At 74.7% G+C, this 17,087-nt stretch carries 8 protein-coding genes; all 8 read left to right on the top strand.

Annotated elements, in window-relative coordinates; all coding sequences use genetic code 11:
• Positions 1-45: 45 nt before the first annotated feature.
• The 8 genes from O7612_RS18770 (at position 46) to O7612_RS18735 (ending at position 17,079) form a co-directional block, all read left to right on the top strand.
• Positions 46-10,572: a type I polyketide synthase gene (locus O7612_RS18770; RefSeq protein WP_282266031.1), complete on the top strand. Its 10,527-nt coding sequence runs from the start codon at positions 46-48 to the stop codon at positions 10,570-10,572.
• A 109-nt stretch (positions 10,573-10,681) separates the two neighbouring features.
• Positions 10,682-11,362, top strand: a complete 681-nt coding sequence (locus tag O7612_RS18765) for an arylamine N-acetyltransferase (protein WP_348774307.1) — start codon at positions 10,682-10,684, stop codon at positions 11,360-11,362.
• 32 nt (positions 11,363-11,394) lie between these two features.
• Positions 11,395-11,559 carry a hypothetical protein gene (locus O7612_RS18760; RefSeq protein WP_282266026.1) on the top strand — a complete coding sequence of 55 codons (165 nt, stop codon included), beginning with the start codon at positions 11,395-11,397 and terminating at the stop codon, positions 11,557-11,559.
• Positions 11,556-12,614, top strand: coding sequence for a 3-dehydroquinate synthase family protein (locus O7612_RS18755; RefSeq protein WP_282266024.1), 1,059 nt, complete (start codon positions 11,556-11,558; stop codon positions 12,612-12,614). The genes O7612_RS18760 and O7612_RS18755 overlap by 4 nt, the downstream gene beginning before the upstream one ends.
• On the top strand, positions 12,611-13,897 hold the full coding sequence (locus O7612_RS18750) for a 3-deoxy-7-phosphoheptulonate synthase class II (protein WP_282266023.1): 1,287 nt from the start codon (positions 12,611-12,613) through the stop codon (positions 13,895-13,897). The genes O7612_RS18755 and O7612_RS18750 overlap by 4 nt, the downstream gene beginning before the upstream one ends.
• A complete protein-coding gene (locus O7612_RS18745) occupies positions 13,891-14,730 on the top strand; it encodes a shikimate dehydrogenase (protein WP_282266022.1) in 840 nt (279 codons plus the stop codon). Before O7612_RS18750 ends, O7612_RS18745 begins: the two co-directional genes overlap by 7 nt.
• Positions 14,731-14,839: 109 nt before the next feature.
• The gene (gene rifK, locus O7612_RS18740) at positions 14,840-16,006 is read left to right on the top strand and encodes a 3-amino-5-hydroxybenzoate synthase (protein WP_282266021.1); all 1,167 of its coding nucleotides are present in this window, start codon (positions 14,840-14,842) and stop codon (positions 16,004-16,006) included.
• Positions 16,003-17,079 (top strand): Gfo/Idh/MocA family oxidoreductase, encoded by a 1,077-nt coding sequence (locus O7612_RS18735; RefSeq protein ID WP_282266019.1) that lies wholly within the window; start codon positions 16,003-16,005, stop codon positions 17,077-17,079. The genes rifK and O7612_RS18735 overlap by 4 nt, the downstream gene beginning before the upstream one ends.
• The last annotated feature ends 8 nt before the right edge of the window (positions 17,080-17,087 follow it).

Below are 17,087 nucleotides of genomic sequence, written 5' to 3'. Positions count from 1 at the left end.
GCGCGACGCCGGACCCCATCGACACCTTCGTGAGGACAGACGAGAATGGCCACGGACGAGAAACTCCTCCAGTACCTCAAGCGCGTCACGGCCGAGCTGCACACCCTGCGGCAGCGGGGTTCCGGGCACGCCGACGAGCCGTTGGCCGTGGTGGGCATGGCGTGCCGGTTCCCCGGTGGCGTGGCCTCGCCGGAGGACCTGTGGCGGCTGGTCGTCGACGGGGTGGACGCCCTCTCCGACTTTCCCGAGGACCGGGGCTGGCCCCTGGACGGACTGTTCGACCCGGACCCGGACCGCTCCGGCACGTCGTACACCAGCCAGGGTGGCTTCCTGACGGGCGCCGGGCAGTTCGACGCGGGCCTGTTCGGGATCTCCCCCCGGGAGGCGCTGGCGATGGACCCGCAGCACCGGTTGCTGCTGGAGACGTCGTGGGAGGCGCTGGAGGACGCCGGGGTCGACCCGACGTCGATGCACGGCACCGACGTCGGGGTGTTCTCCGGGGTGTTCACCCAGGGCTACGGGGCCGGGTCGATCACGCCGGATCTGGAGGCCTTCGCCGGCACCGGGTCGGCGTCGAGCGTGGCGTCCGGCCGGGTGTCGTACACCTTCGGGTTCGAGGGGCCGGCGGTCACCATCGACACCGCCTGTTCGTCGTCGCTGGTGGCGATCCACCTGGCCGCGCAGTCGCTGCGGCTGGGGGAGTGTTCGATGGCGCTGGCCGGCGGGGCGACGGTGATGCCGACGCCGGGCACGTTCGTGGCGTTCTCCCGGCAGCGGGTGCTCGCCGCCGACGGCCGGAGCAAGGCGTTCGCCGCCGCCGCGGACGGCACCGGCTGGTCCGAGGGCGTCGGCGTGGTGGTGCTGGAGCGGCTGTCGGTGGCCCGGGAGCGCGGGCACCGGGTGCTGGCGGTGCTGCGGGGCAGCGCGGTGAACCAGGACGGCGCCTCCAACGGGCTGACCGCGCCGAACGGTCCGTCGCAGCAGCGGGTGATCCGCAAGGCGCTGGCCGGGGCCGGGCTGACCCCGGCCGAGGTGGACGCCGTGGAGGCGCACGGTACGGGGACCGCGCTGGGTGACCCGATCGAGGCGCAGGCGCTCATCGCGACCTACGGTCAGGGCCGGCGGCCGGGCCGTCCGCTGTGGCTCGGCTCGATCAAGTCCAACATCGGCCACACTCAGGCGGCGGCGGGCGTGGCCGGGGTGATCAAGATGGTGCAGGCGCTGCGGCACGAGGTGCTGCCGCCCACGTTGCACGTGGACGAGCCGACCCCGCAGGTCGACTGGTCGGCGGGCGCGGTCGAACTGCTGACCGGGGCGCGCGAGTGGCCGCGCGACGGCCACCCGCGTCGGGCCGGGGTCTCCGCCTTCGGGATCAGCGGGACCAACGCGCACGTGATCCTCGAGGAGGCTCCGGCCACCGACGCCGTGCCGGCTCCGGCCACCGACGCCGTGCCGGCTCAGCCCGCCGGGCTGGTGCCGCTGGTGGTGTCGGCCCACAGCGCCGCCTCGCTGGCGGCGCAGGCGGGCCGGCTGGCCTCCTTCCTCACCGGCACCACGCTGCCGCTGGCCCGGGTGGCGGGGGCGTTGCTGACCGAACGGGCGGTGCTGGGCGAACGCGCCGTGCTGGTGGCGGAGACGACCGGGCAGGCGGTGGCCGGGCTGGGTGCGCTGGCCGGCGGCGAGGCCGTGCCCGAGGTGGTCACCGGCTCCGGTCCGGCCGGCAGGGTCGTGCTGGTCTTCCCGGGCCAGGGCTCGCAGCGGGCCGGCATGGGCGGTGAGCTGTACGACCGGTATCCGGTCTTCGCGCAGGCGCTGGACGAGGCCTGCGCGCACCTGGACGCCGAACTGGCCGGATGGACCGACCACCCGGTGCGCGACGTGGTGCTGGGCCGGCTGCCGCGCAGCGGTGACCTGCTGAACCAGACGGTGTTCACCCAGGCCGGCCTGTTCGCCGTGGAGAGCGCGCTGTTCCGGCTGGTGGAGTCGTGGGGGGTGCGGCCGGACCTGGTGATCGGGCACTCGATCGGCGAGATCACCGCCGCGTACGCGGCCGGGGTGCTGTCGTTGGCCGACGCGGCCCGGGTGGTCGCGGCGCGCGGCCGGCTCATGCAGGCGCTGCCGCCGGACGGGGCGATGGTCGCGGTGGCCGCCGGTGAGGCCGAGGTCGCCGACCTGCTCGACGCCCGGGTCGAACTCGCCGCGGTCAACGGCCCGTCCTCCGTGGTGCTCTCCGGTGACCACGACGCCACCCTCGCCGCGGCGGACCGGCTGCGCGAGCGGGGCCACAAGGCGAAGCAGCTCGTGGTCTCGCACGCCTTCCACGCGCACCAGATGGAACCGATGCTGGCCGGGTTCACCGCGGCGCTGGCCGGGGTCTCGTGGCAGCCGCCGACGATCCCGGTGGTGTCGAACGTGACCGGCCGGCTCGCGGAACCGGGCGAACTCGCCGACCCGGGGTACTGGGCGGAGCACGTACGCCGACCGGTCCGGTTCGCCGACGGGATCGCCGCCGCGGTGGCGCAGGGCGGGGACCTGTTCGTGGAACTCGGGCCGGGCGCGGCGCTGACCGCGATGGTCGCGGAGACCGCCGCCGCGCTGGACGCCGAGGTCAGGTGCGTCCCGGCGCTGCGTGACGGCCGCCCGGAGGACCGGACGCTGCTGACCGCGCTGGCCGAGCTGTTCGTCCGGGGCGTCCCGGTCGACTGGACCCGCCTGCTGCCGCCGGTGACGGGGCACGTCGACCTGCCGACGTACGCCTTCGACCGGCGCAACTACTGGCTGCCGCCGGGCGGGTCCGGGGCGGACGCGACGTCGCTGGGGCAGTCCGCCGTCGACCATCCCCTGTTGGGCGCGGTGGTGCGCCTGCCGCAGTCCGACGGGCTGGTCTTCACGTCGCTGCTGTCGCTGCGGTCGCATCCGTGGCTGGCCGACCACGCGATCGGCGGCCGGGTGCTGGTGGCCGGCACCGGCCTGGTCGAGCTGGCGGTCCGGGCGGGCGACGAGGTCGGCTGCGGGGTGCTCGACGAACTCGTCATCTCCACGCCGATGCTCGTCCCGGAGCGCGGCGGGGTACGGGTGCTGGTGGCCGTCGGTGCCGCCGGGGAGAACGGCACCCGCTCGGTGGACGTGTACTCGCTGCGCGACGACGACGAAGACGAGTGGACCCGGCACGCCACGGGCCTGCTGTCGGACGGGCCGGCGGCGCGGGGTTCCGGGTTCGACTTCACCGCCTGGCCACCGCCGGGCGCGCAGCCGGTCGAGGTGGCCGGTCTCTACGCCGACCTGGCCGAGCGGGGCTACGCGTACGGCCCGTCGTTCCAGGGGCTGCGGTCGGTGTGGCGGCGCGGTGACGAGGTGTTCGCCGAGGTGGCGCTCCCGGCGGAGGCCGGCACCGTACCGGCCGGCTTCGGCATCCACCCCGGGTTGCTGGACTCCGCCCTGCACGCCGGCATGCTCGGCACCGCGGCGGCCGAGGAGAGCGGTCCGCCGGTGCTGCCGTTCGCCTGGAACGGGATGGTGCTGCACGCCGCCGGTGCGTCGGCGCTGCGGGTGCGGATCGCCTCCGCCGGTCCGGGCGCCATCGCGGTGGAGGCGGCGGACCCCACCGGCGCCCCGGTGGTGTCGGTGGACTCGCTGGTGTCCCGGCCGGTCTCCGTCGACCAGCAGGACCCGGCCGGCGGCCGCGACTCGCTGTTCCGGGTGGAGTGGACCGCGCTGCCGGTGGCCGCCGGGGAACCCGTGTCGTCGTGGGCGACGGTGGCGACCGCCGCCGACGTGGCCGCCCTGACCGACGGGCCACCCGCGGTGGCGGTGTTCGAGGCGGCCGGCGGGGACGACCCGCTGGCGGTGACCGCGCGGGCGCTGGACGTCCTCCAGGTGTGGCTCGACAGCGGGCCGCAGGACACGCCGCTGGTGGTGGTGACCCGGCGCGCGGTGCCCGCCGGTGACGACGGGGTGGCCGATGCCGCCGCGGCGGCGGTGTGGGGGCTGACGCGGTCGGCGCAGGCCGAGAACCCGGACCGGATCGTGCTGCTGGACCTCGACGCCGACGGCGCCGTCGGGCCGGCGCTGGGGCCGGTGCTGGCATCGGGGGAACCGCAGGTCGCGGTGCGGGGCACCGTGCTCTCGGCGCCCCGGCTGGCCCGGGTCGCGGATCTCCCGGCGCCCCGGGACACCGAGGGCTCCGTATCCCGGGACACCGAGCCCGGGGCCGGCCCGGCCGGGTTCGGCGGGACGGGTCCGGTGCTGGTCACCGGCGGCACCGGGTCGTTGGGCGCGCTGGTCGCGCGGCATCTGGTGGCCCGGCACGGGGTACGACGGCTGGTTCTGGTCAGCCGGCGTGGTCCGGCCGCCGACGGTGCCGGCGCGCTGGTCGCCGAGCTGACCGGGCAGGGCGCGGCGGTGTCGGTCGTGGCCGGCGACGTGTCCGACCGCGACCAGGTGGCGACGCTGCTGGCCGCGCACCGGCCGACGGCGGTGGTGCACACCGCGGGCGTGCTGGACGACGGCGTGCTTCAGGCGCTGACCGCCGACCGGTTGGCCACCGTGTTCGCCCCCAAGGTGGACGCGGTCCGGCACCTCGACGAGCTGACCCGGGACCTCGACCTCGACGCGTTCGTGGTGTTCTCGTCCGCGTCCGGGGTGTTCGGTTCCGCCGGGCAGGGCAACTACGCGGCGGCGAACGCCTTCCTGGACGCCGCGGTCGCCCGGCGTCGGGCCGCCGGCCTGCCGGGGGTGTCGCTGGCGTGGGGACTGTGGGAGCAGACCGACGGGATGACCGCCCACCTGGGCGACGCCGACCAGGCCCGAGCCAGCCGGGGCGGGGTCCTGGCGATCACGCCCGCCGAGGGCATGGCCCTGTTCGACGCCGCCGTCCGGGCCGACCTGGCGCTGCTGGTGCCGGTCAAGCTGGACCTGCGGGCGAACCGGGCGAACGTGCCGTACCTGCTGCGCGGCCTGGTCCGGCCGGTCCGGCAGCAGGCGCGGGCGGCGGTGGCCGGGGACCAGGACCTGGTGGGCCGGCTGGCCGGTCTCGACCCGGCGGCGCAGGAGGCGCTGCTGCTGCACCTGGTACGCGGCCAGGTCGCGTTCGTGCTCGGGCACGCCGGCGCGGACGCGGTACGCCCGGACACCGCGTTCAAGGACGCCGGCTTCGACTCGTTGACCTCGGTGGAGCTGCGTAACCGGCTGCGGGAGGCGACCGGGCTGAAGTTGCCGGCGACCCTGGTGTTCGACTACCCGAATCCGGTCGCCCTCGCCCGCTACCTGCACGAGGTGCTGGGCGAGCGGGTGGCCGTCACCCCCACCCGGGCCGCCGCCGTGGCGGATCCGGACGAGCCGATCGCGATCGTGGGCATGGCCTGCCGGCTGCCCGGCGGGGTGACGAACCCGGACGACCTGTGGCGGCTGGTGCACGACGGTCGGGAGGGGGTGTCGCCCTTCCCCACCGACCGGGGCTGGGACCTGACGGACCTGTTCGACCCGGATCCCGACAACCGGGGCACCTCCACCACCAGCCAGGGGGGTTTCCTCGCCGACGCCGGCCTGTTCGACGCCGGGTTCTTCGGGATCTCGCCGCGGGAGGCGCTGGCCATGGACCCGCAGCAGCGGCTGCTGCTGGAGGTGTCGTGGGAGGCGCTGGAGGGCGTCGGCATCGATCCGACCTCGTTGCGGGGCGGCGACGTCGGTGTCTTCACCGGCATCTCCGCCCAGGGCTACGGGATGGGGGTGTCCGCGCCCGAGCTGGAGGGCTTCGCGAGCACGGCGGGGGCGGCCAGTGTGGCGTCCGGCCGGGTGTCGTACGTGTTCGGGTTCGAGGGGCCGGCGGTCACCATCGACACGGCGTGCTCCTCCTCCCTGGTGGCCATGCATCTGGGCGCGCAGGCGCTGCGTCAGGGCGAGTGTTCGATGGCGCTGGCCGGCGGGGCGACGGTGATGGCGACACCGGGCACCTTCGTGGCGTTCTCCCGCCAGCGTGGCCTGGCCGGGGACGGCCGGTGCAAGTCGTACGCGGACGGCGCGGACGGCACCGGCTGGGCCGAGGGCGCCGGCGTGGTGGTGCTGGAGCGGCTGTCGGTGGCCCGGGAGCGCGGGCACCGGGTGCTGGCGGTGCTGCGGGGCAGCGCGGTGAACCAGGACGGCGCGTCCAACGGGTTGACCGCGCCGAACGGTCCGTCGCAGCAGCGGGTGATCCGCCGCGCCCTGGCCAGCGCGGGTCTGGAACCGGCGGACGTGGACGTCGTGGAGGGGCACGGGACCGGGACGCCGCTGGGGGATCCCATCGAGGTGCAGGCCCTGCTGACCACGTACGGGCGGGACCGGTCGCCCGACCGGCCGTTGTGGCTGGGTTCGATCAAGTCGAACATCGGCCACGCGCAGTCGGCGGCGGGCGTCGCCGGGGTGATCAAGATGGTGCAGGCGCTGCGGCACGGGGTCATCCCCCCGACGTTGCACGTGGACGCCCCCACCTCGCAGGTGGACTGGTCCGAGGGTGCGGTGGAACTGCTGACGAGGCCCCGTGAGTGGCCGCGTGAGGGGCGTCCGCGCCGGGCGGGGGTGTCGTCGTTCGGGATCAGCGGCACGAACGCGCATCTGATCATCGAGGAGGCGCCGGCCGAACCGGCCGGACCCGCCGCGCCGTCCGGACCGGCGACCCCGGTGGCCGCGGCGACGCCGGACGGGCCACTGCCGTTGGTGCTGTCGGCGCGCAGCGCCGGCTCGCTGGCCGGGCAGGCCCGACGGTTGGCCACCATGGTCGAGGACGCCGACGGTGTTCCGCTGGCGGCGGTGGCGCGGGCGTTGGTGTCCGGGCGGGCCGTGTTCGGCGAGCGGGCCGTGGTGGTGGCGGGGTCCACCGAGGAGGCCCTCACCGGCCTGCGGGCGCTGGCGCGGGGCGAGAGCGCCCCCGATGTGGTGGCGGGCCGGGTGGCGGCCTCGGGCGCCCCGGGGAAGCTGGTGTGGGTGTTTCCCGGGCAGGGGACGCAGTGGGTGGGTATGGGTCGGGAGTTGTTGGACGCCTCCCCGGTGTTCGCGGGGCGGATCGCCGAGTGTGCGGCGGCGTTGGCGCCGTGGACGGACTGGTCCCTGCCGGAGGTGTTGCGGGGGGAGTGCGACCCCGCGTTGATGGAGCGGGTGGAGGTGCTCCAGCCGGCGAGCTTCGCGGTGATGGTGGGGCTGGCGGCGGTGTGGTCCTCGGTCGGGGTGGTCCCCGACGCGGTGGTCGGTCACTCGCAGGGTGAGATCGCGGCGGCGTGTGTGGCGGGGGCGTTGTCGTTGCCGGATGCGGCCCGGGTGGTGGCGTTGCGCAGTCAGGCCATCGCGGCCGAGCTGTCCGGGCGCGGCGGCATGGCCTCGGTCTCCCTCGGGGTGGACGAGCTGACCGCCCGGCTCGCGCCGTGGGACGGCCGGGTCGAGGTGGCCGCGGTCAACGGTCCCGGCTCGGTGGTGATCGCCGGCGAGGCCGGGGCGCTGGACGAGGCGCTCGACGCGTTCGCCGCCGACGGGGTGCGGGTACGCCGGATCGCGGTGGACTACGCCTCGCACAGCCGGCAGGTCGAACGTCTCCGGGACACCCTGGCCGAGGCGCTGGCGGGGATCAGCGCGCAGGCGCCGGAGATGCCGTTCCTCTCCACGGTGACCGGTGAGTGGATCTCCGACGCCGGGGTCGTCGACGGCGGTTACTGGTTCCGCAACCTGCGCCACCAGGTGGGTTTCGGTGCCGCGGTGGCCGAACTGGTCGACCGGGGGCACCGGGTCTTCGTGGAGGTCAGCGCGCACCCGGTGCTGGTCCAGCCGATCGCCGAGAGCACCGACGACATCGATGCCGTGGTGGTCGGGTCGCTGCGGCGCGGCGAGGGCGGGCAGCGGCGGCTGCTCACCTCGATGGCGGAGTTGTCCGTCCGTGGCGTCCCGGTGGACTGGAGCGGCGTGCTGCCCGCCCCGACCACCCGTGTCGACCTGCCGACCTACGCCTTCGACCACCAGCACTACTGGCTGCACGCCAGCGGGGCCGCCACCGACGCCACCTCCCTGGGGCTGGCCGGCGCCGACCATCCGATGCTCGGCGCGGTCGTCCGGCTGCCGCAGTCCGACGGCCTGGTGGTCACCGCACGCCTCTCGCTGGGTTCGCACCCCTGGCTGGCCGACCACGCCGTCCGGGACGTGGTGGTGGTTCCCGGGGCCGGGCTGGTCGAGCTGGCGGTCCGTGCCGGGGACGAGGCCGGCTGTTCGGTGCTCGACGAGTTGGTGATCGAGGCGCCGCTCGTGGTGCCCCGGCAGGGCGCGGTCCGCGTGCAGGTCGCCCTGGGCGGGCCGGGCCCCGACGGTGCCCGTACCGTCGAGGTGTTCTCCCAGCGTGAGGACGCCGACGCGGACGGCTGGACCCGGCACGCCAGCGGCGTGCTCGCGGTGGCCGCGCCGCAGGGGCACGGTGGCGGCTTCGACTTCACCGCCTGGCCGCCCCCGGGCGCGGAGCCGTTGGACATCGGCGACGGGTACCGCCGGCTCGCCGAGGTGGGCTACGGGTACGGTGCGACGTTCCGGGCCGTCCGGGCGGTGTGGCGGCGGGCGGACGAGGTCTTCGCCGAGGTGGCGCTCCCCGAGGAGCACCGCGCGGAGGCGGGCAGGTTCGGGATCCATCCGGCGTTGCTGGACGCGGCCCTGCACTCGACCCTCGTCGGCGCGGCGGTCGCCGCCGACGCACCGGGCGAGCAGGAGCTGTCGCTGCCGTTCGCGTGGAACGGGCTGCGTCTGCACGCCGCCGGCGCGGCGGTGTTGCGGGTGCGGGTGACCAGCCCCGGGCCGGACGCGATGGCGCTGGAAGCTGCGGACGAGGCCGGTGGCCTGGTCGTGACGATGGATCAGCTGGTCGGCCGGCCGGTGTCCGCGGCGCAGTTGGCGGCGGCGGCGGGCACCGCGCTCGCCGACTCGATGTTCCGGCTGGAGTGGGTCGGGCTGCCGTCACCGCGGGTCGGCTCCTCGCCGTCCCGGCTTCCCGTCGCGGACGCCGAGGAGGTGGCCACCCTGGCCGACGAGGTGCTGTCGGGGCGCGCGGAAGCCCCGGCGGCGGCGGTCCTGGAGGTCGTCGGCGACGCCGACGTCCTGGGGGCGACCACCCGGGTGTTGGACGCGGTCCAGTGCTGGCTCGACGGTGGCGGGTTCGAGGAGTCGCGGCTGGTGGTCGCCACCCGGGGCGCGGTGCCCGCCGGGGACGGTGCGGTGACCGACCCGACGGGGTCGGCGGTCTGGGGCCTGGTGCGGGCCGCCCAGGCGGAGAACCCCGACCGGATCGTCCTGGTCGACCTGGACCCGGCCGCCGGGGAGCCGACGGACGCGCTGTGGGGTGCGGTGCTGGCCTCCGGCGAGCCCCAGGTGGCGGTGCGCGGCGGGACGCTGTCGGTGCCGCGGCTCGCCCGGGTCGCCGGGGAGGTGCCGGCCGCCGGGGAGGTGTTCGGCCCGGATCCGACGGTGCTGGTCACCGGGGGCACCGGGTCGTTGGGCGCGTTGGCGGCCCGGCACCTGGTCGCCCGGCACGGGGTGCGGCGGCTGGTGCTGGCCAGCCGGCGTGGCCCGGCCGCCGAGGGCGCGGCGGAGCTGGTCGCCGAGCTGACCGGGCAGGGTGCCGAGGTGGTGGTGGTGGCCGCTGACCTGGCCGACCGGGATCAGGTGGCGGCCCTGCTGGCGCAGCACCCGCCGACGGCGGTGGTGCACACGGCCGGTGTCGCGGACGCCGGGGTGATCGGGACGATCACGCCGGAGCGGCTGGCGGAGGTGTTCGCGCCGAAGGTGGATGCGGTGCGGCATCTGGACGCGTTGACGCGGGAGCTGCCGTTGACGGCGTTCGTCGTGTACTCGTCGGTGTCGGCGGTGTTCATGGGTGCCGGTAGTGGGAGTTACGCGGCGGCGAACGCGTTCCTGGACGGGTTGATGGCGCAGCGCCGGTCGGTGGGTCTGCCGGGGTTGTCGCTGGCCTGGGGCCTGTGGGACCAGTCCACCGGCGGCATGGCGGCCGGCACCGACGAGCTCGCCAGGTCCCGGATGACCCGGCGTGGCGGGCTGCTGGCGCTGACCCCCGGGGAGGGGATGGAGCTCTTCGACGCCGCCGTCGGGTCGGGGCAGCCGTCGCTGGTGCCCGCGAAGCTGGACCTGCGCGGTGTGCGCGCGGACGCGGCGGCCGGCGGCGCGGTGCCGCACCTGCTGCGCGGGCTGGTGCGGTCGGGTCGGCAGCAGGCGCGGGTGGCGGCCGGCGACGAGGCCGGGCGGCTCTCCGAGCGGCTGGCCGGGCTGCCGGCCCGGGAGCGGGCCGGGGTCCTGCTGGATCTGGTACGGGCGCAGGTGGCCGCGGTCCTGGGCTACCGGGCGGGCCACCACGTCGAGGCGGACCAGGGGCTGTTCGAGGTCGGCTTCGACTCGCTCACCGCCATCGAGCTGCGGAACAGGTTGCGCGACCTGACCGACCACAAGATCGCCGCCAATCTCGTCTTCACCCACCCGACACCGGAGCGGATCGCCGCCCACCTGCACGAGCTGATGTACGGCGACCGGGCGGACGCCCCGGCGGCGATCTCCGTCTGAGAGAGGTGACGACGTGTTCGACGTGGACGGTTATCTGCGACGGATCGGCTGCCCGGGAGCGACCGGGGTGGACCTGGAGACGTTGCGGCTGTTGCAGAAGCGGCACCTGATGGCGATCCCGTACAGCAGTCTCGCCTACGACCTGGCCGACGGGGTGGCCGTGGTCGACCTCGACGAGGACGCGGTGTTCGACCGGAGCATCGCCGACGGGCGGGGCGGCGCGTGCTACCACCTGAACCGCCTGTTCCACCGGCTGCTGGGCGAGCTGGGCTACCAGGTGACGCTGCTCGCGGGCAGCACCGCTGAGGGGCGCGCGGCGTTCGGCAGCGACGTCGAGCACATGTTCGTCCGGGTCACCCTGGACGGTGCCCAGTGGCTGGTGGACGTCGGCTACCCCGGTCCGACCTATGTGGAGCCGCTGCGCGTCGGTGCCCCGGTGCAGACCCAGTACGGCAGCCAGTTCCGGCTGGTCGACCAGGAGTCCGGGATCGCGCTGCAACGCCGGGGGGTGGCCACCCGCTGGAGCACCGTCTACACGTTCACCCTGCAACCCCGGCAGTGGAGCGACTGGAAGGAGATGGAGAGCAACTTCCGGGAGATCCTGGCCGATCCGGGGCGGGACGACACCCGGGAGGTGCTCTGCGGCCGGGCCGTGGACGACGGCCAGGTGTTCCTGCGGCAGCGCCGGTACCTGACCGTCCGCAACGGCCGGGAGCAGGTCCGCACGATCACCGACGACGACGAGCACCGGATGCTGCTGTCCCGCATCCTCGCCGGCAACCTCGACTGAGCCCGAGCCGGTCGTTACCAGAAAGGGAGACCATGGAGAACCTGGATCATCCGTCCGCCCGGTTCGTCGCGTTCGTTCGGGCCTGCTACGCGGAGTACTCCCGGTTCGTGTGGGCCTTCTGCGGCGGCGTGCCGGAGCTGAGGGCCGCCCGTCCCACCCACCGCAGCGCCCCGGAGAGCATGGGGAAGACGCCGTGAACAGCACGGTTACGGTCCGGCTCGGCGACCGTTCCTACCAGGTGTCGGTCGGCGCGGGGGTCCGGTCGTCGCTGGCCACGGTGGTGGGCCGGCTGGGCGCGAGGCGGGCCGTCGTGGTGTCCGCCCGGCCGTCGCCCTGGGTGCCCGACCCGGGGGTGGAGACGCTGCTGCTGCCGGCCCGCGACGGTGAGCGCGGGAAGACCCTCGCCACCGTGGAGGCGTTGTGCGGTGAGTTCGTCCGGTTCGGCCTGACCAGGAACGACGTCGTCGTCTCGTGCGGTGGCGGGACGACCACCGACGTCGTCGGGTTGGCCGCCGCGCTCTACCACCGGGGGGTGGACGTGATCCACCTGCCCACCACGCTGCTCGCCCAGGTGGACGCCAGCGTCGGCGGGAAGACGGCGGTGAACCTGCCCGAGGGCAAGAACCTGGTGGGCGCGTTCTGGCAGCCCCGGGCGGTGCTCTGCGACACGGACTACCTGTCGACCCTGCCGGCCCGGGAGATGTCGAGCGGGTTCGGGGAGATCGCCCGCTGCCACTTCATCGGCGCCGGCGACCTGCGCGGGCTGTCCCTGCCGGAACAGATCGCCGCCAGCGTGGCCCTGAAGGCGGGCATCGTGGAGGTCGACGAGCGCGACGCCGGCCGGCGGCACCTGCTCAACTACGGCCACACCCTGGGGCACGCCCTGGAGGTGGCGACCGGCTTCGCGCTGCGGCACGGTGAGGCGGTCGCCATCGGCACCGTCTTCGCGGGTCGGCTGGCCCTCGCGCTGGGCCGGATCGACCGGGCCAGGGCCGACGAGCACCTGGCCGTGGTCCGGCACTACGGTCTGCCCACCGCGCTGCCCGCCGAGGTCGATCCCGGTGGCCTGGTCGGTCAGATGCGCCGGGACAAGAAGGCGGTCGACGGGCTCGGGTTCGTCCTGGACGGACCCGTGGGCGTGGAGCTGGTCACCGACGTGCCGGTGGACGCGGTCCGACACGTCCTCGACGAGATGCCGCGGCTGCCGATGGCCACGCTGGTCGGGGCCGCCTCCGATGCGGTCCTGACATGAGACGGTTCCCGCACCCGCCGGGCGGGGTCGACGATCCGGCACATGCCCGCTGCCCGGCGGACCAGCTGCTCTCCGGCCGGCTGGACGAGGCGGTGTCGCGTCCCGCCGCACAGCAACCGCAGTGGCCGGACCCGGACCGGGTCGACGCCGTCGTCGCCCAGTTGCGGCAGGCGGAGCCGATCGTGACCCCAGCGGAGACGGCCGGGCTGGCCGCCCTGCTCGGGTCCGTGGCCCGGGGGGAGGCGTTCCTGCTCCAGGGCGGCGACTGCGCCGAGACCTTCGCCGACAACACGGAGGCGCACCTGCGGGCCAACCTGCGGGTGCTGTCCCGGATGTCCGCCGTGCTCACCGCGGCCGGCGGCCTGCCGGTGGTCAGCATCGCCCGGATGGCCGGGCAGTACGCCAAGCCCCGGTCCAACGCCGTGGACGCGTCGGGCCTGCCGGTGTACCGCGGTGACATCGTCAATTCCGCCGAGCCCACCCTCGCCGCCCGCATCCCCGACCCGGACCGGATGTTGCGCGCCCACGCGCACGCGACGGACGCGATGGAGGTGGTCCGCCGGGTCGGCGCGGGCGGGGTCTACGTCAGCCACGAGATGCTCCTGCTCGACTACGAGCGCGCCGTGCTCTGGGCGGACGACTGCGGCCCCGGCAGCCGGCTGACCAGCGGCCTCGCGCACTTCCTGTGGATCGGTGAGCGGACCCGGCAGCTCGGTGGGGCGCACATCGCGTTCGCGGAGCTGATGGCCAACCCGATCGGTGTCAAGATCGGTCCGACGGTGACCCCGGAGCTGGCCGTCGAGTACGTGGAGCGCCTCGACCCGGACGCCGTGCCCGGCCGGTTGACGCTGGTGAGCCGGATGGGCCACGGCCTGGTCCGGGACGTGCTGCCACCGATCGTGGAGAAGGTCAACGCCTCCGGGCACCAGGTGGTCTGGCAGTGCGACCCGATGCACGGCAACACCCGGCTGTCGGGCAACGGGTTCAAGACCCGCCACTTCGACCGGGTGGTCGACGAGCTCACCGGCTTCTTCGAGGTGCACCGGGGACTCGGCACCCATCCGGGCGGCATCCACGTCGAGGTGACCGGCGAGGACGTGACGGAGTGCCTCGGCGGGGCCTGCGGCGTCACCGAGTCCGACCTGCCCGCCCGGTACCGGACCGCCTGCGACCCGCGGTTCAACGCCGAGCAGTCGGTCGAGCTCGCGGTGGTGGTCGCGGAGCTGCTGGCCGGGCGGGGTACAGCCGGGCGGGGTACGGCCGGGCGGGCGGGGTCGTGCTGAGCGCGTCCACACCCGTCAGCGGCACCACCCGCCTGTACGCCGTCCTGGGTGATCCCGTCGTGCAGGTGCGCTCACCCCTGCTGGTCAACCCGATCTTCGCCCGGCTGGGCCTCGACGCGGTGCTGGTCCCGGTGCACACCCGGCCGGAGCATCTCGCCCGGGTCGTCGACGGGTTGCGCTGCGGGGGCAACGTCGACGGCATCTTCGTCACGGTGCCGCACAAGGCGGCGGTCGTCGCGCTCGCCGACCGGCACAGCCCCATGGTGGGGATCGCCGGGAGCGCCAACGCGCTGCGCCGGGACGACGACGGCAGCTGGTACGCGGAGAACTTCGACGGCCTGGGCTTCGTGGCCGGTCTGGTGGCGGCCGGCCACGAGCCGGCGGGCCGGCGGGTCGCCCTGGTCGGCGCGGGCGGCGCGGGCAGCGCCATCGCGGCGGCGCTGCTGTCGGCGGGGGCGGACCGGCTGGCGGTGTGCGACCCGGATCCGGTCCGGCTGGCCGGGTTGCGCTCCCGTCTGGACCGGCACTGGCCGGGCCGGACCACGACCTCGGCCGGACCGGAGCTCGACGGCGTCGACCTGGTGGTGAACGCCACGCCGCTCGGGCTCGACCCGGACGACCCGTTGCCGGTGCGGCCGGAGCTGCTGCCGCCGGGCAGCGTGGTCGCCGACATCATCATGCACCCCCGCCAGACGCGGCTGCTGCGGGCCGCCGCGGCGCTCGGGCACCCGGTCCACCACGGCATCCACATGCTCGACGGGCAGCTCGACCTGTACCGCGAGTTCTTCCGGTGGCGGGGGCGCGGCGACGACTACCAGACCGAGGGATGTTGACTACCGATCGTGCTCATAGCATGACGCGAGAGGCTGAAATCGGTATTTCCCTGTCACACGGCCATTCACGCTTTCTCCCAATGGGATCGATCACGAGAATCGGAGAGCCATGGACGCGCGACCGGCACCAGAATTCCCCGCGTGGCCTCAGTACGACGATGCTGAGCGGGAAGGCCTGATCCGTGCGCTCGAGCAGGGCCAGTGGTGGCGCATGGGCGGGTCCGAGGTGGACTCGTTCGAGCGCGAGTTCGCCGACCACCACGGGGCCGAGCACGCACTGGCGGTCACCAACGGCACCCACGCGCTGGAGCTCGCCCTGCAGGTGATGGGCGTCGGACCGGGCACCGAGGTCATCGTCCCGGGCTTCACGTTCATCTCGTCCTCCCAGGCGGCCCAGCGGCTCGGCGCGGTCACCGTCCCGGTCGACGTCGACCCGGACACGTACAACATCGACCCGGGTGCGGTCGCCGCCGCCATCACGCCGCGCACCAAGGTGATCATGCCGGTGCACATGGCCGGCCTGATGGCCGACATGGACACGCTGGCGAAGATCTCCGCCGAGAACGGCGTACCGCTGCTCCAGGACGCCGCCCACGCGCACGGCGCGCAGTGGCAGGGCCGGCGCGTCGGTGAACTCGGCAGCATCGCCACGTTCAGCTTCCAGAACGGCAAGCTGATGACCGCGGGCGAGGGTGGCGCCGTGGTGTTCCCGGAGGGCGAGAGCGAGAAGTACGAGCTGGCGTTCCTGCGGCACAGCTGTGGCCGCCCCCGTAACGACCGGCGGTACCTGCACCGGATCTCCGGATCCAACATGCGCCTCAACGAGTTCTCCGCCGCCGTCCTGCGGGCGCAGCTGCGTCGCCTCGACGAGCAGGTGGCGCTGCGCGACCAGCGCTGGACGCTGCTGTCGCGGTTGCTCGGGGCGATCGACGGGGTGGTGCCGCAGGGCGGCGACGTGCGCGCCGACCGCAACTCGCACTACATGGCCATGTTCCGCCTCCCCGGCATCAGCGAGGAGGATCGCAACGCCCTGGTCGACCGGCTGGTGGCGGCGGGTCTGCCGGCGTTCGCCGGGTTCCGGGCGATCTACCGCACGGAGGCCTTCTGGGAGTTCGGTGCGCCCGAGGAGAGCCTGGACGCCATCGCGGAGCGCTGCCCGAACACCGACGCCATCAGCGAGGACTGCGTCTGGTTGCACCACCGGGTCCTGCTCGCCGGAGAGCCGGAGATGCACGCGACGGCCGAGATCGTCGCCGCCGCCGTGGCCGGCGCATGAGTATCCGGGTGGCGGTGGTCGGGCTCGGCTGGGCCGGGCGGGAGCTGTGGCTTCCGCTGCTGCGCGAGCACGCCGGGTTCGAGGTCGTCGCGGTCGTCGACGCCGACCCGGCGTCGCGGGCGGCGTTCCGGGAGGAGACCGGCCTCGCCGTGCACCCCACCGTCGACGCGTTCACCGCGCGCGAGGTCGACCTGGCCGTCGTCGCGGTGCCCAACCACCTGCACGTCGAGGTGGCCGGCGCGTTGCTCGCCACCGGGATCTCGGTGTTCGTCGAGAAGCCGGTCTGCCTGACCTCGGCCGAGGCCGACGTCCTCGCGATGGCCGAACGGCGGGGCGGGATGCTGCTGGCGGGCAGCGCCGCCCGGTACCGGGGCGACGTCGCGGCGTTGCGGCGGACCCTGGCGGAGCTGGGCGACATCCGGCACGTCGACCTCGGCTGGACCCGGTCCCGGGGGGTGCCCCGGGCCGGCGGCTGGTTCACCCAGCGTGGCAAGGCCGGTGGGGGAGCGCTGTTCGACCTCGGCTGGCACCTGGTCGACACGCTGGCGTTCCTCCTCGGGCCGGCCTCCTTCACCCAGGTGATCGGTGTGACGTCGGACGACTTCGTCAACGTCGGCGCGTGGCGGGCGGCGTGGCGGCAGGACGAGCCCGGCGCGGAGGCCGCCGACGTGGAGGACACCGCCCGCGGCTTCCTGGTACGCGACGACGGCGTCTCGGTCTGTCTGCGGGCCAGCTGGGCGTCGCACGAGGCGCGGGACGTGTCGTCGATCCGCGTCGAGGGCCGGGCCGGGGTGGCGGAGTTGAGGTGCACCTTCGGCTTCAGCCCCAACCGGGATCCCGAGCCCGTGCTGACGGTGACCCGGGAGGGCACCACCACCCGGCTGCCGGTGCCGGCCGAGCGGATCGGCATCGAGTACACCCGGCAGTTGGACGATCTCGCCGCGATGCTCGCCGATCCCGGCACCCGGGGCCGCGCCATCGCCGAGACCCGGCCGATCGTGCAGATGATCGAGAACTTCTACGCGTCGGCGGGATCGGCGCGTGCCCGGCGGACGGTGCCCGCGTACCAGTGAAGGGGTGC

The sequence above is a fragment of the Micromonospora sp. WMMD987 genome (assembly GCF_029581435.1).
Taxonomy (GTDB): Bacteria; Actinomycetota; Actinomycetes; order Mycobacteriales; family Micromonosporaceae; genus Micromonospora; species Micromonospora rifamycinica.
The sequence above is the reverse complement of the archived record's forward strand: the minus strand, read 5'-3'. Positions and strand labels throughout refer to the sequence as shown.